Annotated in this window: 15 protein-coding genes, 2 tRNA genes and 1 rRNA gene; 9 read left to right on the top strand and 9 right to left on the bottom strand. The window is 39.3% G+C overall.

Annotated features, from left to right (window positions below):
- The first annotated feature begins 81 nt into the window (after positions 1-81).
- The 5 genes from Q8N37_03975 to Q8N37_03995 all read left to right on the top strand — a co-directional run bounded on the left by Q8N37_03975 (position 82) and on the right by Q8N37_03995 (position 3,924).
- Positions 82-417, top strand: a complete 336-nt coding sequence (locus Q8N37_03975; protein ID MDP3057646.1) for a KH domain-containing protein — start codon at positions 82-84, stop codon at positions 415-417.
- An 87-nt stretch (positions 418-504) separates the two neighbouring features.
- On the top strand, positions 505-1,251 hold the full coding sequence (trmD, locus tag Q8N37_03980; GenBank protein MDP3057647.1) for a tRNA (guanosine(37)-N1)-methyltransferase TrmD: 747 nt from the start codon (positions 505-507) through the stop codon (positions 1,249-1,251).
- Between the two features lie 490 nt (positions 1,252-1,741).
- Positions 1,742-3,228, top strand: a 16S ribosomal RNA gene (locus Q8N37_03985).
- Between the two features lie 419 nt (positions 3,229-3,647).
- A tRNA-Ile gene (locus Q8N37_03990) sits at positions 3,648-3,724 on the top strand.
- Positions 3,725-3,851: 127 nt separating this feature from the next.
- Positions 3,852-3,924: transfer RNA gene (locus tag Q8N37_03995), tRNA-Ala, on the top strand.
- A 570-nt stretch (positions 3,925-4,494) separates the two neighbouring features.
- Here the strand turns inward: Q8N37_03995 and Q8N37_04000 are convergent.
- From Q8N37_04000 to Q8N37_04010, 3 genes are all read right to left on the bottom strand, one after another.
- Positions 4,495-4,767: a hypothetical protein gene (locus Q8N37_04000; GenBank protein MDP3057648.1), complete on the bottom strand. Its 273-nt coding sequence runs from the start codon at positions 4,765-4,767 to the stop codon at positions 4,495-4,497.
- 64 nt (positions 4,768-4,831) lie between these two features.
- Positions 4,832-6,109 (bottom strand): Ni/Fe hydrogenase subunit alpha, encoded by a 1,278-nt coding sequence (locus Q8N37_04005; protein ID MDP3057649.1) that lies wholly within the window; start codon positions 6,107-6,109, stop codon positions 4,832-4,834.
- A gap of 23 nt (positions 6,110-6,132) precedes the next feature.
- Positions 6,133-6,912, bottom strand: a complete 780-nt coding sequence (locus Q8N37_04010; protein MDP3057650.1) for an NADH:ubiquinone oxidoreductase — start codon at positions 6,910-6,912, stop codon at positions 6,133-6,135.
- A gap of 55 nt (positions 6,913-6,967) precedes the next feature.
- On the opposite strand from Q8N37_04010, the gene Q8N37_04015 reads away from it, so the two are divergent.
- A complete protein-coding gene (locus Q8N37_04015; GenBank protein MDP3057651.1) occupies positions 6,968-8,455 on the top strand; it encodes a hypothetical protein in 1,488 nt (495 codons plus the stop codon).
- On the opposite strand, the gene hypE is transcribed toward Q8N37_04015, so the two are convergent.
- Positions 8,435-9,544, bottom strand: coding sequence for a hydrogenase expression/formation protein HypE (hypE, locus tag Q8N37_04020; protein ID MDP3057652.1), 1,110 nt, complete (start codon positions 9,542-9,544; stop codon positions 8,435-8,437). The two genes, Q8N37_04015 and hypE, sit on opposite strands and share 21 nt — an antisense overlap.
- Before the next feature lie 265 nt (positions 9,545-9,809).
- On the opposite strand from hypE, the gene Q8N37_04025 reads away from it, so the two are divergent.
- Positions 9,810-10,208 (top strand): hypothetical protein, encoded by a 399-nt coding sequence (locus Q8N37_04025; GenBank protein ID MDP3057653.1) that lies wholly within the window; start codon positions 9,810-9,812, stop codon positions 10,206-10,208.
- An 18-nt stretch (positions 10,209-10,226) separates the two neighbouring features.
- Here the strand turns inward: Q8N37_04025 and hypD are convergent, their stop codons facing one another.
- The 5 genes from hypD to Q8N37_04050 all read right to left on the bottom strand — a co-directional run bounded on the left by hypD (position 10,227) and on the right by Q8N37_04050 (position 13,714).
- Complete coding sequence (gene hypD, locus Q8N37_04030; protein ID MDP3057654.1) at positions 10,227-10,925, bottom strand: hydrogenase formation protein HypD; 699 nt, start codon at positions 10,923-10,925, stop codon at positions 10,227-10,229.
- Positions 10,883-11,368: a hypothetical protein gene (locus Q8N37_04035; GenBank protein ID MDP3057655.1), complete on the bottom strand. Its 486-nt coding sequence runs from the start codon at positions 11,366-11,368 to the stop codon at positions 10,883-10,885. The genes hypD and Q8N37_04035 overlap by 43 nt, the downstream gene beginning before the upstream one ends.
- Before the next feature lie 5 nt (positions 11,369-11,373).
- On the bottom strand, positions 11,374-11,589 hold the full coding sequence (locus tag Q8N37_04040) for a HypC/HybG/HupF family hydrogenase formation chaperone (GenBank protein MDP3057656.1): 216 nt from the start codon (positions 11,587-11,589) through the stop codon (positions 11,374-11,376).
- A gap of 96 nt (positions 11,590-11,685) precedes the next feature.
- Positions 11,686-12,531, bottom strand: coding sequence for an FAD/NAD(P)-binding protein (locus tag Q8N37_04045; protein MDP3057657.1), 846 nt, complete (start codon positions 12,529-12,531; stop codon positions 11,686-11,688).
- Positions 12,532-12,604: 73 nt separating this feature from the next.
- Positions 12,605-13,714, bottom strand: a complete 1,110-nt coding sequence (locus Q8N37_04050; protein MDP3057658.1) for a 4Fe-4S dicluster domain-containing protein — start codon at positions 13,712-13,714, stop codon at positions 12,605-12,607.
- Positions 13,715-13,897: 183 nt separating this feature from the next.
- Between Q8N37_04050 and Q8N37_04055 the strand changes: the two genes are divergently transcribed.
- Positions 13,898-14,044, top strand: a complete 147-nt coding sequence (locus Q8N37_04055; protein ID MDP3057659.1) for a hypothetical protein — start codon at positions 13,898-13,900, stop codon at positions 14,042-14,044.
- Positions 14,045-14,097: 53 nt separating this feature from the next.
- Positions 14,098-15,105, top strand: coding sequence for a type I glyceraldehyde-3-phosphate dehydrogenase (gene gap, locus Q8N37_04060; GenBank protein ID MDP3057660.1), 1,008 nt, complete (start codon positions 14,098-14,100; stop codon positions 15,103-15,105).
- The last annotated feature ends 10 nt before the right edge of the window (positions 15,106-15,115 follow it).

Genomic DNA, 15,115 nt, shown 5'->3' on the forward strand with positions numbered 1-15,115 from the left:
GGTTTACCACTAAGGTCTTACCTTAAAGAAAGGTCGACAATACTGCTTCTTTAAGTTAATCTTACAAGGGAGAAATTCAATATGACTGAAATAGTTAAAGATCAAGAATTTTTGGTAACAGTCGTGAAAGCGATTGTAAACCACCCGGAAGATGTCGTAGTCACGAGAGATTTAGACGAAAGAGGAGTTCTGCTCACTCTTAAGGTAAATCAAGAAGACATGGGTTATGTCATTGGACGGGAAGGCTCGACTGCCAAAGCTATTCGAACACTTTTAAGGATCATCGGCGTTAAGAATAATGCCAGATTGAATCTTAAAATTGCCGAACCGGAAGGCAGCACAAGAGTTCCTCGAGACAATGGCGCGTCACGATCAAGAAGCGTTGATGACGTTGTCGGTGACGACCTAAAACTATAGAATATATAGGAAAAAGGTAAAACTTTTTCTTTTATCCAAAGCCGCGATCTTAGAAATAAGAAAGCGGTTTTTGGTTGGAATTACTTTATGCGCTTTGATATTATCACAATTTTCCCGAAAATTTTCGATTCATATTTCAGTGAGAGTATTTTGGCGCGGGCGCAAGCAAAAAATCTGATCGATATCAATGTTCACGATTTGCGAAATTGGGCCAGTGGCGCGCACAGGCAAGTTGACGATAGGCCGTTCGGCGGCGGGCCGGGAATGGTGCTGAAAGTAGAACCGATTTTTAAAGCGGTGCAGGAAATAAAGAAATCAAAAATTACCCTTCGACAGGCTCAGGGTGACAAGAAAAAAGCGAGCAGAAAAATAAAAAAAACGCGAGTAATTTTATTATCTGCCAAAGGAAAAAGATTTATTCAAAGCGACGTGAAAAGACTATTGAAATATGATCAATTAATACTCATTTGCGGCCGGTATGAGGGCGTTGATGAGCGGGTAGCAAAGTATATCGCGGACGAAGAGCTTTCAATCGGGGATTTTGTCTTGACAGGCGGAGAGCTACCTGCTATGATTGTAATCGACAGTATTTCCCGGCACATTCCGCACGTAATTGGCAAGCAAGAATCCTTGACAGAGGAAAGCTTTACATTGTATAATAAAGATGCTAAGATTAAGTATATTGAATATCCGCATTATACGAGGCCGGAAATATTCGAGCCAATGAAGAAAAAGAAGTGGGCAACTCCAAAAGTATTATTAAGTGGTAATCACAAAAAAATACATGAGTGGAGAATTAAAAACGCAAAATTAGAAGACATTGCAAGGCAGTGATTCAGCTTTAAAAAACTAAAGTTGTGAAAGACTTTAAGTTTTTGTTTTTTGTCCTCAGAGAAAAATAAAAGTCATCAAGAATGTAAATTCAAAACCAAACGAGTATCGATAATATTTTTAGGAACTCTTCGGTTTTCAATTTCTATTTTTACCCCCACACCAATACTATTGAGAGATTATATGGTATTAGTGTGAATATTTCTTGTAAAAAAATACAGGAAAAATTCTCGATATGATTGGTGTGCGGGGCTTGTAACAATTGGAACGTTCACTTACAATTTATTTGTGCAGATTCAATAATTCAACGGAATTAAAATAAGTAAGTCAGTTAAATAAAAAACAAACCCGCCGTCGCAAAAGCTATGGCGAGGTAAAGTAAATACTGTTTTTTATGGTTGTCCTAGAGCTTCAGTTTTGCTTCGGCAAGATTGAAGGACGTATTAAGTAGAATCAAAAAGATACGCTAGTATCAATTCAAATATATTTAATATTTATTAAGAGTTTGATCCTAGCTCAGGATGAACGCTGGCGGCGTGGATAAGGCATGCAAGTCGAACGGCTATCGCAAGATAGCAGTGGCGAACGGGTTAGTAACACACTGGTACATACCATTGAGATGGGGATAGCTATTCGAAAGAGTAGGTAATACCCAATAGTCTGGAAGTCAGCAATGATTTCCAGTAAAGTCGCAAGACGCTTAATGAATGGCCTATGTCCTATCAGCTAGTTGGTGAGGTAATGGCTCACCAAGGCTATGACGGGTAGGGGGCGTGAGAGCGTGATCCCCAACACTGGAACTGAGACACGGTCCAGACTCCTACGGGAGGCAGCAGCCGAGAATATTTGTCAATGGGCGAAAGCCTGAACGAGCGACGCCGCGTGTGGGATGAAGGTTTTCGGATTGTAAACCACTTTTTATGGGGAGAAATCGCAAGATGATAGTACCCGTAGAATAAGGGGTTCCCAACTCTGTGCCAGCAGGAGCGGTAATACAGAGACCCCGAGCGTTATCCGGAATTATTGGGCGTAAAGCGTCTGTAGGCGGTTTAAATAGTGAGATGTTAAATGTCGAAGCTCAACTTCGTCACTGCATCTCAAACGTTTAGACTAGAGCATATGAGAGGCTGATGGAACTTGTAGTGTAGCGGTGAAATGCGTTGATATTACAAGGAACACCAAAGGCGAAGGCATTCAGCTGGAATATTGCTGACGCTGAGAGACGAAAGCGTGGGGATCAAAAAGGATTAGATACCCTTGTAGTCCACGCTGTAAACGATGGATATTAGTGATTAGAAGTATCGACCCTTTTAGTCACGAAGCTAACGCGTTAAATATCCCGCCTGGGAAGTACGGCCGCAAGGCTAAAACTCAAAGGAATAGACGGGGACCTGCACAAGCGGTGGAACATGTGGTTCAATTCGACAACAAGCGGGGAACCTTACCAAGGCTTGACATCTCGGGAATTTTCCGGAAACGGAAAAGTGCCGCAAGGAGCCCGAAGACAGGCGCTGCATGGTTGTCGTCAGCTCGTGCCGTGAGGTGTTCGGTTAAGTCCGGAAACGAGCGCAACCCCTGTGATGTGTTAGATATGTCACATCAAACTGCCCAGGTTAACTGGGAGGAAGGTGGGGATGACGTCAAATCAGCATGGCCCTCTGACGCCTTGGGCTACACACATGTTACAATGGAAAAAAACAAAGGGTTGCTAAACCGTAAGGTGGAGCTAATCCCATCAAAATTTTCCTCAGTTCAGATTGGGGGCTGCAACTCGCCCCCATGAAGATGGAATCGCTAGTAATCCTGGATCAGCCTCGCCAGGGTGAATACGTTCTCAGGTCTTGTACTCACCGCCCGTCACGTCAAGGGAGTTAGAAATACCCAAAGCGCCACTTAGGTGGTTCTAAGGTAGGTCTGATGACAGGGACGAAGTCGTAACAAGGCATCCGTAGGAGAACCTGTGGATGGATCACCTCCTTTCTAAGGAGTAAGGTGACGTTTATCGGCTACTTGTTAGCTAGATAAGCAAGCTTAGATAAAATTCTTATTTAAGTCTCATTAGGTCGTTCCAATTTATTGGAATTTATAAAAGTTTGTCAGCATCTTTTTAAAAGCTGAAATAGGACAACCATAAAAGACTGTATTTACCCCGTATGATTTTTCGTGCATGATATTTTTGTATCACTTGCGGAAAATTGTACGGGGTTTATATCAATCTATGCTCTTTTTAGAAAAACAAAAACCGCGCTCGTTAAAAGGCGCGTTTTTTGTTTATTAGTATGTTCTGTCATTCCGAACTTGTTTCGGAATCTATAATACATAGATCCTGAAATAAATTCAGGATGACAAAATTACTCTTGCAATTTTATTATTTTTTTGGTAAGATAAAATAAGTTTTTGGGTGTGTAGCTCAGTTGGTTAGAGCACTTCACTGATAATGAAGAGGTCCTTGGTTCAACTCCAAGCACACCCACCAATCTAAAATTTTAAATTTTCAATGATCAATTTTCAATGAATTTTTAATGACGAAATTTTCAAATTGTTTATTACAAATTAGAAATTAAAAATTTAAAATTCCGCCCGAATACAATGAGGTGCGGCCAGGGCTCTTAGCTCAGTTGGTAGAGCGCCTCATTTGCAATGAGGAGGTCGCCGGTTCGAATCCGGCAGAGTCCACATTAAAAAAGAATCGATGAAAATCGATTCTTTTTTAATGTTAAGTAGTTTGAATTTTATTTTGTTTGGTAAAGCTCGTCAATCATTTTTGATAGCATGGGTTTCACCAAATGCATTCAAAAATGAATTTTCTTCGCTTTTAAGATGTGCCTAATTATTATTTATAAAAAATTAATAAAATAAATTCGGTAAATATTTTATTTTTAAAAAATGTTGATAACTTTTATAGTAATTATTGTAAAAATGTTGTATAATGAATTCAGCGGTTTATAAATAATAAATATTTCTAAAAAAAATATTTATTATTTTCTAATCAATGAAAGGAGGTGATATGAATGGCTGCTAAAAAAACAAAGAAAAGAGCTACAAAGAAAGCGACTAAAAAGAAAAGAAAAAGATAGTCGATTTGGTTAGGAGGGGTGGGAGGGCGGCAAAACTTTTTTCTAATAATACAATTACTTCTCACTCCTTTTGGATTATAACAGGAAATACTTTAAAAGCACTTTCATTATGTAAGTGAAATATAAAAAACCTGCTTTTATGAGCAAGTTTTTTATATTTTTTCGTAATTTATTCTCCCTCGATTTCCTTCACTAAAATATCCGCTATATCGGATTTTTTTATTATAAAATCCGCATTCTCGGCAATGGTATTTTTAACTACTAAATTCAAATTAAATTCCAGGTTTTCCGGATCGATCGTTTCCGAATGAGTATGATCGCCGTGGGAATATTCTTTAACGCCCAACTCAATCACTATTTTGGTGATTTTTTTTAATTTTTTTTCTTTGGCCGCGGCTAAAGCTGTGTCTAAAATATCTTTGGCGGCTAATAGATCATGCATATTCGCTTTACTCAAGTTAAAAATTAAAAGTGAAAAATTAAAAATCTTTGAATTTTATGCTTTATTAGTGAGTTGCGCAGGTGATGCACGGGTCGTAGGCGCGAATAAGTTTCATAATGTTTTTCTTTTCTTCTTCTATATTGATTTGGCTGCCTCTTTCGCGGGTTTTTAGCCAAACCTTCAAGTCTTCTTCAAGATTGGTTATGGATTGCACGGTTGGTGTAATAATATTGGTGGCGGTAATTAAACCATCTTTATCGATTTTATAAGCATGGAAAAGCGTCCCGCGCGGAGCTTCCAACGCGCCTACTCCATACGAAGATTTTGGCTTGAATTGATTATTGATATCATTTAGCTCAAAACTATTTATTTCCGATAAATATTCACTAAGCAATATTCTCACTTCTTCCATTAAGTGCACTATTTCAATTGCTTGAGCGATATTATTATAAAAAGAATTAAAACAGGGGATAGGAATGTTTAATTTTTTAAGCTCAATTGCCGCTTCTTGATTTAATTTTTTTGAATTCAGATTAAGCCTTGATAGCGCGCCGACCAAATAGCTTCTTGAATGAATTTTTGCTCTTTTTGAAGGCGTGCTGACAGTTTCGGTCTCTCTTATGGTTTTAATGAATTTTTCAACGCTCATCGGATGATTTTGCGTGGAGCTTATCATGCCTTCATAAGGCAAATAACCTATGTTGTCGTGTAGCGCCACGTAATTTGTTGATCGATTGAATTTTGGCAACGGCACACCGCTAATAACATTAAGCATCTTTTTAGCAGCTGCCATATTCTGCGGTATTTCTGCCAGTAGCTGTGCGAGTTTTTTAGTATCAGGCAATTTAGTGAATCCGCCAACCTTCGGAGTTAGCGGATGAATAGTTCTCCCGCCGATAACTTCTATGATTCTATTGCCAAAATCCCGCAAAGCGAGAAATTCTTTCGCGTCTTCGGGATATTTTTTAGCGAACTCAATTCCGCTTTCGGTATTAAAATAATCAGCTAATACTAAAAAATACAAATGTAAAGTATGGCTTTGGATTGTTTGCCCGGCAAGCATTAATTGCCGAAGAGTGACTGTCAGTGGATGTGGATCGATTCCAAATGCATTTTCGATTGCTTTAATGCTCGTTAACATATGGATTACCGGACAAACGCCGCAAATCCTCGCCGTAATCACCGGCGCGTCGAAATAATGCCGGCCGATAAGCAAAGATTCAAAAAGCCGGGCGCCTTCCTGCGTTTCGATTTTAGCCTCGGCAATCTTGCCGTTGATTATTTTGCCGATAAAACCGGCATGGCCTTCGATACGAGCGATATGATCGATAACAATTTTCATAGATTTAAAAAAATATTTATGTTTTATTCCGATCGTTTTTCTAGATCGTCTTTAGCTCCGTAGATTTCCGAGATCTTCATCAGTTCTTTGGCTGATATTCTGTCTCCTAGTATTTTTTTAAGGCTGGCTAAGTTTCTGTCCCGAATCGGTCCGCGGCAAGCTTCACAGATAAAATTATTTGACGGGCAAATAGCGCCGCAGCCGCCGAGAGTGACCGGGCCGAAACAGGGCTGTCCTTTTTGCAATAAGCATTTATTTTCTCTTAGCTGGCATTCATAGCAAACCGGAACATCGGGAATTTTGTAGATTTTTCCGGCAATTAATTCTTCCGTAAATCTCACGAATTCATCTTTGTCGATAGGGCAGCCTGGAATTTTTCCGTCAACTTTCACATAAGCGGAAATCGGCTTGATCTTTGGGTTGTTGATACCCTCGACGTTTTTATAGACATAATCCATCATTTCTTTGCGTCCGATCTTGGAATAATTTTTAATCTCAGCGACTCCTCCCAGATCAGCGCAGGTTCCAAGGGCTATAAGGATCTTTGTTTGCTGTCTGGCTTTGATCAGCGTGGTAATATTTTCATCGGTGATCGGCGTACCTTCCATGAAGATCACATCATATGGACCTTTGCTTTTATGGCTGGAACCAAGGCGAAAATTATCCAAATCCAGAAATTCGGTAATTTTTAATAATTTTTCTCCCAAATCCAAAATTGCGAATTGGCATCCTTCGCAACAAGTCAGGCTGATGATCGCTGTTTTTAATTTAGGCATGGCTGTAATATAATTATCGTTAACCATATTATACAATTTTAATGGAATTATGACAAATTAAACATTATGTTATAATATAATTATGGAATTATTTACGCGATTGTTTATAAAGAAAGAAACGATTTTGGCTCTTGGCGCGGAATCGGTTGGTATTTTTGCCGTTTATCGAAATGGCGATATTTTTGTTTCGGAAAACTTCGGCGATTTATTGGACGAAAAGAACTTTTTGAAATATAAAAAAGCGGTTTTATTTTATTTAAAAAAAGAAAGGTTTAAGCCGGATGTAATTTTGACCGATTTACATCCTTTGTTTAAAACAACAATTTTTGGAGAAGATTTGGCCCTTCGACTAGGCTCAGGGCAGGCTCAAAAAAGATATTTACTTTTAAGTAAAAAAAATACTAAATTAATAAAAGTTCAGCATCATTTTGCGCATATTTTTTCCGCGGTAGGGGACTATTTTTGTCATCCTGAATTTATTTCAGGATCTGAAAATTATAGATTCCGAAACAAGTTCGGAATGACAGAAAGTTATAAAATACCTAATACTTTTTTCGGTATTGCAATGGATGGCACGGGCTATGGTTTGGACGGAAATATTTGGGGAGGAGAAGTGTTCGAAATTACAAATTACAAATTACAAATTACAAAACAATTTCAAAATCAAAATTTTAAAACAAATACCGGAAAATTAAATTTAAATATTGAGCGAATTGGAAGTTTGGAAGAGCAGACAATGATTGGCGGGGATTTGGCGGTAAAAGAGCCGGCAAGAATGTTAATCGCGATACTCGCGAAAATTACAAATTACAAATTACAAATTACAAACAAATCACAAATAACAAATTTAAAAAAACAAAAAGATTTTATCTATAAATACGTTAAAAACTTTTATACACGAAACGAATTTGAGGCGCTGTATAGCCAATCAAAACAGGATTTTAATTGCCAAAAAACTACCAGTACCGGTCGAATTTTGGATGCAGTTGCAGTTTTACTTGGATTTGCGGGAAATGAAAGAAAGTTTAAGCACGAAGCGGTAAAGAAGCTGGAAGAAAATTCCAGTATTCCTTATTTTTTAAAACCAATAATTACTTTTTCTGTCATTGCGAGCTCGTTGCCAGCAGGCGATGAGCGCGGCAATCTCTCAGCTTGTTTGAGAAATAAATCTCGCCCGCCTAGACTCGGCGAGGCTGGCATACGCGAGGGATTGCTTCGTCGTTCCGATGATTACATCGGAACTCCTCGCAATGACAAGAGGTGGATTTTACAAACCACTCCGCTATTTAAATATTTAATTAAAAACATCCATAAAGATAAAAAAAGATTGGCCGCTACCGCGCAATTATATGTTGCAAGGGGGCTTTATGAAATAATCAAAAAAAATCATAAATCATTAATCATTAATCATAAATCGGGCTTCTTTGCCGCCGGAGGGATGGCGAATAACAAAATTATTTCTTCATATTTGGAAAAACAAGGAGTTTACATACCAAAAAAAATCCCCAGAGGAGACGAGGGGATCGCAATAGGACAGATTATTTATTATTTAACAAATTCTCGGCACTAATTTTCCTCTTGGCATTTCAATTGGTCGCAATCCGCCGGATTCGGTATTTAGAAAAACACCTTTGCCGTGCTTGATACTGCCGATGATCTTGGCGGTTTTATTATATTTTTCAAGAATTTTAATGGTTTTATCGGCGAATTTAGCCGGCACAGTGGCAATAAATCTTCCTTCGGATGGCAAAGCCATAATATCAATTCCTAAAAGATTGCCAATAGACATCACCTCTTTTTTATAAGGAAGATTTTTTTCATCAAGAACAATTTTAATTTTTGACTTTTCCGCGATTTCATTGAGATTTTCCGCTAAGCCGCCGCGGGTCGGATCTTTGGCAGATGTAAGATATTTTCTCACCGCTTGCATTTCCGCCAATATTGGTTGGCTGTCGCTTTTAAGCCGGGTTTTGTAATTAAAACGATGCGCCAAAATCACTGCGCCGTGTTCGCCCAAGTCACCGGAAGCAATGACTTTATCGCCTGGCCTTGCGCCGTTATTAGAAATAATTTTCTCTGCAAGTCCAATGCCGGTTGTGGTAAAGGCGATTTTATCGATTTTTCCTTTATTGGTTACTTTGGTGTCGCCGGTGACAATTGGGGTATTAGTTTGACGAGAAATTTTGTTTATTGAACAAATTATTTTTTCCAGGTCAGAAGTGGGGAATCCTTCTTCAATGATAAAACTTAACGCAATCCCAAGCGGAGTTGCGCCCATTACCGATAAATCATTGATCGTGCCGCACATCGCGATCTTGCCAATATCGCCGCCCGGGAAAAATATCGGGTCAATGATAAAAGCATCGGTTGTCATGACGAGCTTCAAGGATGATTCTATTTTGTCATTGCGAGGAGTAGCGCGACGAAGCAATCCCTCAACTTGTTTGAGATTTAAATCTTGCATTCGCAAGAGATTGCTTCGCTTCGCTCGCAATGACAGCAAGGGAGCTAAATCAAATACTGCGCCATCATCTCCGGTATTGGTCCATTTGCCGGTAAAATTAAGGATTTTTCTTAGGTTTTTGAAGAATTCCCACGAAGCGGCTCCGCCCGCGCCGATATCAAGGGAAATGGATGAATTTTTGAAGATACTTGACATATTGTTGATTTTGTGCTAAGATTAAATATTAAGTTGGTTTTTGTTTTGTCATTCCGAGCAAAGCGAGGAATCCTTTGAGCTCACTTCATAGTGCGTACAAGAGATTTCTCTCCATCTGCTGATGGATTCGAAATGACAGAAATTAATTTGTTCTTTTAAAACTTTTACGGCTTTGGAAAAAATTGCAGCAGGATATTAAAAAATCTTGGTGCGATTAAAAAAAGCTGTGAATAAAAGAAAAAATAAAATATAAGGAGGAAGGAATATGAGTTTAATAGGCGTAATTGCGCCATATATAGCAGTAATAATCTTTGCAGTATTGCTACAATATGCTGCAAAAAGAAACCAAAGAATAGAAAAAATTGTTGAAAAAGCAGATATGCTATTAAACAAGACAATATTCGGTCTATCAATTTTCGTTGTCAATATGACACTATGGTTAGGAGTTGTAATGGTAGCCGAATTTGTTTTTTCTGGAATTGCGTTTTATGTAAATCCCGAATTTGTCCAGAGTTTACTGCATAAGGATGGTGTGATTATTGGCGAGCTTATGTTTATAGGTACGCTGATCGTCTCAGGCATATTAACAATAGTGAAGCCGCTAGCATCCGCATCTAAAATCTCTGAAGCTAAAATACAAAATATTTGCCCTGCCCGCGAATAAAATCGTGTGGCCTTTTTTTTATATTTGAAACTTCGCCTCTATCCCGCAAGCGCCTTCGGAAGAAACCATACACGCACCAATTGGATTATCCGGGGTGCATTTTTTATTGAACAACTTGCAATCGCGAGGTTCTTTTAAACCGCGAAGAATCGCGCCGCAGATACAATTGGTACTACCAGACCCCTCGACCCGCTTCGACTCAGCGAGGCGAGCAAGCTCAGGGTGACAGTTTTTTAGAATATTTTTATATTTTATTTTTGCGTCGAATTGCGAATATTTTGAGCGGATCTCAAATCCGGAATTGGGAATTTTTCCGATTCCTCGCCAATATGCATCGCCGAGCGCAAAAACTTCACTGATCAATTTCATGGCCTTGGGATTTCCTTCAGGCCGCACTACGCGAACATATTGATTTTCCACCTCTGCTCGATTTTCCGCGATTTGTTTTAAGAGCATATAAATTGTTATTAGAACATCATTTGCTTCAAATCCAGCGATTACTTGCGGAAGCTTGAATTGCGCATAAGGTTTTGAGCCGATAATCGCGGAAACATGGCCAGGATTAATAAACCCGTCTATTTTAAGTTGCGGAGTATCAAGAAGCGCTTTCATTGCCGGCACAAAAGCTTTGTGCGAGGAATAGACCGTAAGTCCGTGTTTGATTGCGCTTGCGGTCATTGGAGTAGTTGTTTCAAATCCAAGCCCGAAAAAAACAATATTGGGTTTTTTTTTTGAAGTTTTAAGGCATCTTCTACCGAGTAAACTTCTGTAATATCCGCGCCCTGCTCTCTTGCTGTATCTAAGCTTATGACTTTAATGTCATGGTGAGCTTGTCGAACCATACTGCCCTTCGACCCGCTTCGACTCAGCGAGGCGAGCAGGCTCAGGGCGACAATCGTTCCTGGTACTCTCAGTACATCGCCATAACAAGCAATAGGAATTCCTTCCAGTGCCAAAGCAATGACCGCGTTAATATCACGTTGGTCAGTGACACAAACCGGGCAGCCTGGTCCGGAAAGAAGTTTGATATTTTTCGGCAGTAGTTTCTTGATTCCGTGCCGCGCCACTGCTTCGGTGTGAGTGCCGCAGAGTTCCATTAGAACTATCGGGCGATCTATCTTTTTAGCAAATAGATTTATTTCGTTCAGGATATTTTTCATAAAAATCACACATTTATTTTTTTAAACAATTTCAGAGTTTCTTCCGCCTCATTTTTATCGAGTTTCTCGATCGCAAATCCCGCGTGCACTATCACGTAATCTCCTTTTGCAACGTCAACGATCTCTGTATTAATATTTTTTTCTATGCCATTAAAACTCACTGTCGCATGGTGAGTTTTAATGTCGATCGATTTGATTTTTCCGGGAATAGCTAAGCACACGGCTAGTAAAAAGTTATAAAGTAAAAAGTTATAAAGTAGACAGACGAAATATTTTAACTTTATAAACTTGATGAACTTTATAACTTTATAAACTTTTTATATCGCTCCTGGCGAATCTTTAAGCCCGGCGTAATTGAATACCGGACCGTCTCGGCAGACGTATTTACCGTTAACTAAAACACAATGCTGGCAAACGCCGACTCCGCAATTCATTCGCCGTTCAAGCAAAACGTAAATATCGCTTTCCGCCACTTTTTTATTTTTTAATTTTTGAATTACGGGAAAAAACATTACCGGCGGGCCGCACATTATTACTATCGGGTCTTTTGCCAGAGGCGTTTTGTCAAAAAGCGTCGTAACCAGTCCGGTACTGCCGGTCCAATTTTCGTGAGCTATATCTAATGTAAGATTCAATTCAATGGTTTTTTCCCAGTTTCTATATTCATTTTTAAACAGTAACATTTTTTCTTCGCGGCATCCGCTAAACAGCTGGATTTCGCCGAATTCGCCGGGGTGATTGCAAAGCATTTGAATGAGCGGTCTTAGAGGGACTAACCCCAATCCGCCAGCGACAAGCGCGATGTTCCTTTTGTTCATTTTCGAAAGAGGGAATCCATTGCCGTATGGGCCGCGAAAATAAACCTCATCGCCAACCGACATTGAAAAAAGTTTGCTTGTCAATTCGCCTTTTTTTTGCACGCAAATCTGAAATTCGCTGCAGAGAGTGGGGGACGAACAGACGGCAAATGGCGCTTCGCCAAAGCCGGGAATAGAAAGAGCGATAAATTGTCCGGGCCACCAGCATTTAACTATTTTTTTTTCATCCGTTTCGCATTTAATATCTTTCCTATCATCCGGCTTAAGCGTAAAAAGCTTAACCATGGCGCTTTGGCTTTCAATATTAGTGATCACGAGCGGATAAGTTTTATATTGATTTCTCATAAATTATGGTTCGACAAGCTCACCATGACATTATAATAAATGTGTCACCCTGAGCCTGTCGAAGGGCAATTGCTTAAACACTAAAATTCCTTAACGACGACTTAATTTTTTTAGAATTTTTGATTTCGGTTTTAGTTTTCTCGCCGTTTCGGCGAGTCCGCTCGCCTCGCTTCGCGATCGAAGCGAGGCGTTGAGGCGGATTTGCTTTAAAGTTTATAATTTTAAAAATTTCATCTTTAATGTTAATTCCCGCGGGGCAAACATCCGCGCACCTGCCGCAACCGACGCATCCGGGCAGATTATACTCATTGGGAATTCTGACGAATTTGTGGCTATACCAATTGTATATCCTGTCCTCGATCGTTTTTAAAAATTTCGCTCCGCCGGCTATTTCTGAGAATTCCGAATTAAAACAGCTATCCCATTGGCGAACGCGTTTGATGGAATTATCAAAAACATTATTTTCGTCGAAAATTTTAAAACAAAAGCAGGTTGGGCAAACAATCGTGCATTTATCGCATCCCAGGCATCTTTTGCCCAGGTCTTTCCATATTTTACTGCCATACGATAGCTTGGTTTTTCCCCTTAGAATTTTATGAAAATCGCTTAAGCCTTCCTCGGGAATAGCTCCGGCGTATTCGATATGCTCAAAATCATCATAGCCGAAATCGTTCAGCATTCTTTGTCCGTGTTTGGATCCCGTAAAAATGCGGAAATCTTTTTGGTCGCTCCGGCTTTCAATAAAAATATCAAACTTAAAATGCTCCAAAATATTTTCTTCATATTTTTCGTAGAAACTATTTTCTTCGGGGACAGGGCTTTGGCCGATAAAAATAGTCTGGGAGATTATGTCCTGATAGTACGGATCTTTCTCGAAAACTTGGCTCAAAAGCGCGACCGCCCGCAAATCAAAAACCGTAATTCCGAACAAAACCTGCTTAGGGATCATTTTTTGATCATTGTTATTTTTATCCTGGCCGCCTAGCGTGGAAAAAATAGTTTTTCTGTTAGGAAGGAGGAAATTCTTAAATGAATAAAGCGGGCGTTCTTTTACCAGGGAAAATTTTCTTGAATCGGTTATCTGGCGAACGACAATCCTGCCGCTTTCTTTGACGGGAGAGTAAACCGTATAGTTTTTTTTCAGCAAATATTCGACAAAAAGTTTTAGATCGGAGTTATTCATGAGGCTTTATCTTAGTGCCACGGAGGCGCTAAAAGATTAGAATATTTAAATGATATAAATTATTATATCATAAAATGTGGATAAGACAAAACAATAATATTGGATAAAGTGGAAAAGTGTGGTAAAATATAACAAGTTATAAATCTCGTAAGGTTATAAAGTTTTTAAAGTAAAAGAACAATCATGGAAGAAAAAACTTTTTTAAGCCCGGCAATAAAAGCAATATTATTTTTTACAATTATTCTTTTAACCGGAATTTTGCTGATCGCGATAAGCGATCCGTTTAAAAAAGCGCTTGCGCCGACACCAGCGCCTTCAATCGAGCCATAACTGCCAGCAACAAAGGAGATTATACAAAATAAATAATTTAAATTTAAAAATCTATGACAAAAATCGCGATTAATGGCTTTGGCCGAATCGGAAGACTGGCTTTTAGGAATATCCTAGACCAACATCCGAAATTACAGATCGTCGCAATCAATGATCTGACTGATTCAAAAACTCTGGCGCATTTACTGAAATATGATTCCAACTATGGGATTTATTCAAGGAATGTTGGTTCTGATGCGGAAAATATTATTGTGGATAAAAAGAAATATCGTGTTTTTGCCGAGAAAGATCCGGCAAAATTGCCGTGGGGAAAGCTTGGGGTTGATGTAGTGCTCGAATGCACGGGATTTTTTACGGATTACGCTGGCAACCTGAACCATATAAATGCCGGAGCGAAGAAAGTGATCATCAGCGCGCCGACCAAAGACAACGAAAAAATCAATACTTTTGTGCTGGGAGTAAATGAAGAAAAATATAACCCAAAAAATGATCATATAATTTCCAACGGTTCTTGTACTACCAATTGCTTGGCGCCTTTGGCAAAAGTCCTTGAAGATAATTTTGGAGTGGAACAGGCTTTTGTCGGAACAACTCATAGTTACACCAATAGCCAGCGCTTGCTTGATCTGCCGGCAAAAAACATCAGAGAAGCGCGAGCCGCCGCGTTGAGCATTATTCCTTCCACTACCGGCGCGGCCAAGGCGGTTTTTCAAACGGTTCCTTCGCTTAAGAATAAGATAAGCGGTTACGCTTTGCGCGTACCTACCCCGGTCGTTTCTATTGCCGATTTCACTGCCATAATCAAAAAAAAGACTACCGTTCAGGAAGTAAACGATATTTTCCGGAAAGCATCGAAAAATGAGTTGAAAGGAATTTTGGAGGTTTCGGACGAAAAGCTTGTTTCAGTTGACTTTAAAGGAAATCCGCTTTCGGCGATCGTTGATGCCGAATTAACGCTAGTTCAAGAAAATCTGGTAAAAGTGACCGCTTGGTACGATAATGAGTGGGGATACACTTGCCGATTGGCGGAAATGGCGGAATATATCGGCAAAAAAATGTAATAAGTAAATT

This window comes from bacterium (genome assembly GCA_030693205.1).
Taxonomy (GTDB): domain Bacteria; phylum Patescibacteriota; class Minisyncoccia; order JAHIHE01; family JAHIHE01; genus JAHILZ01.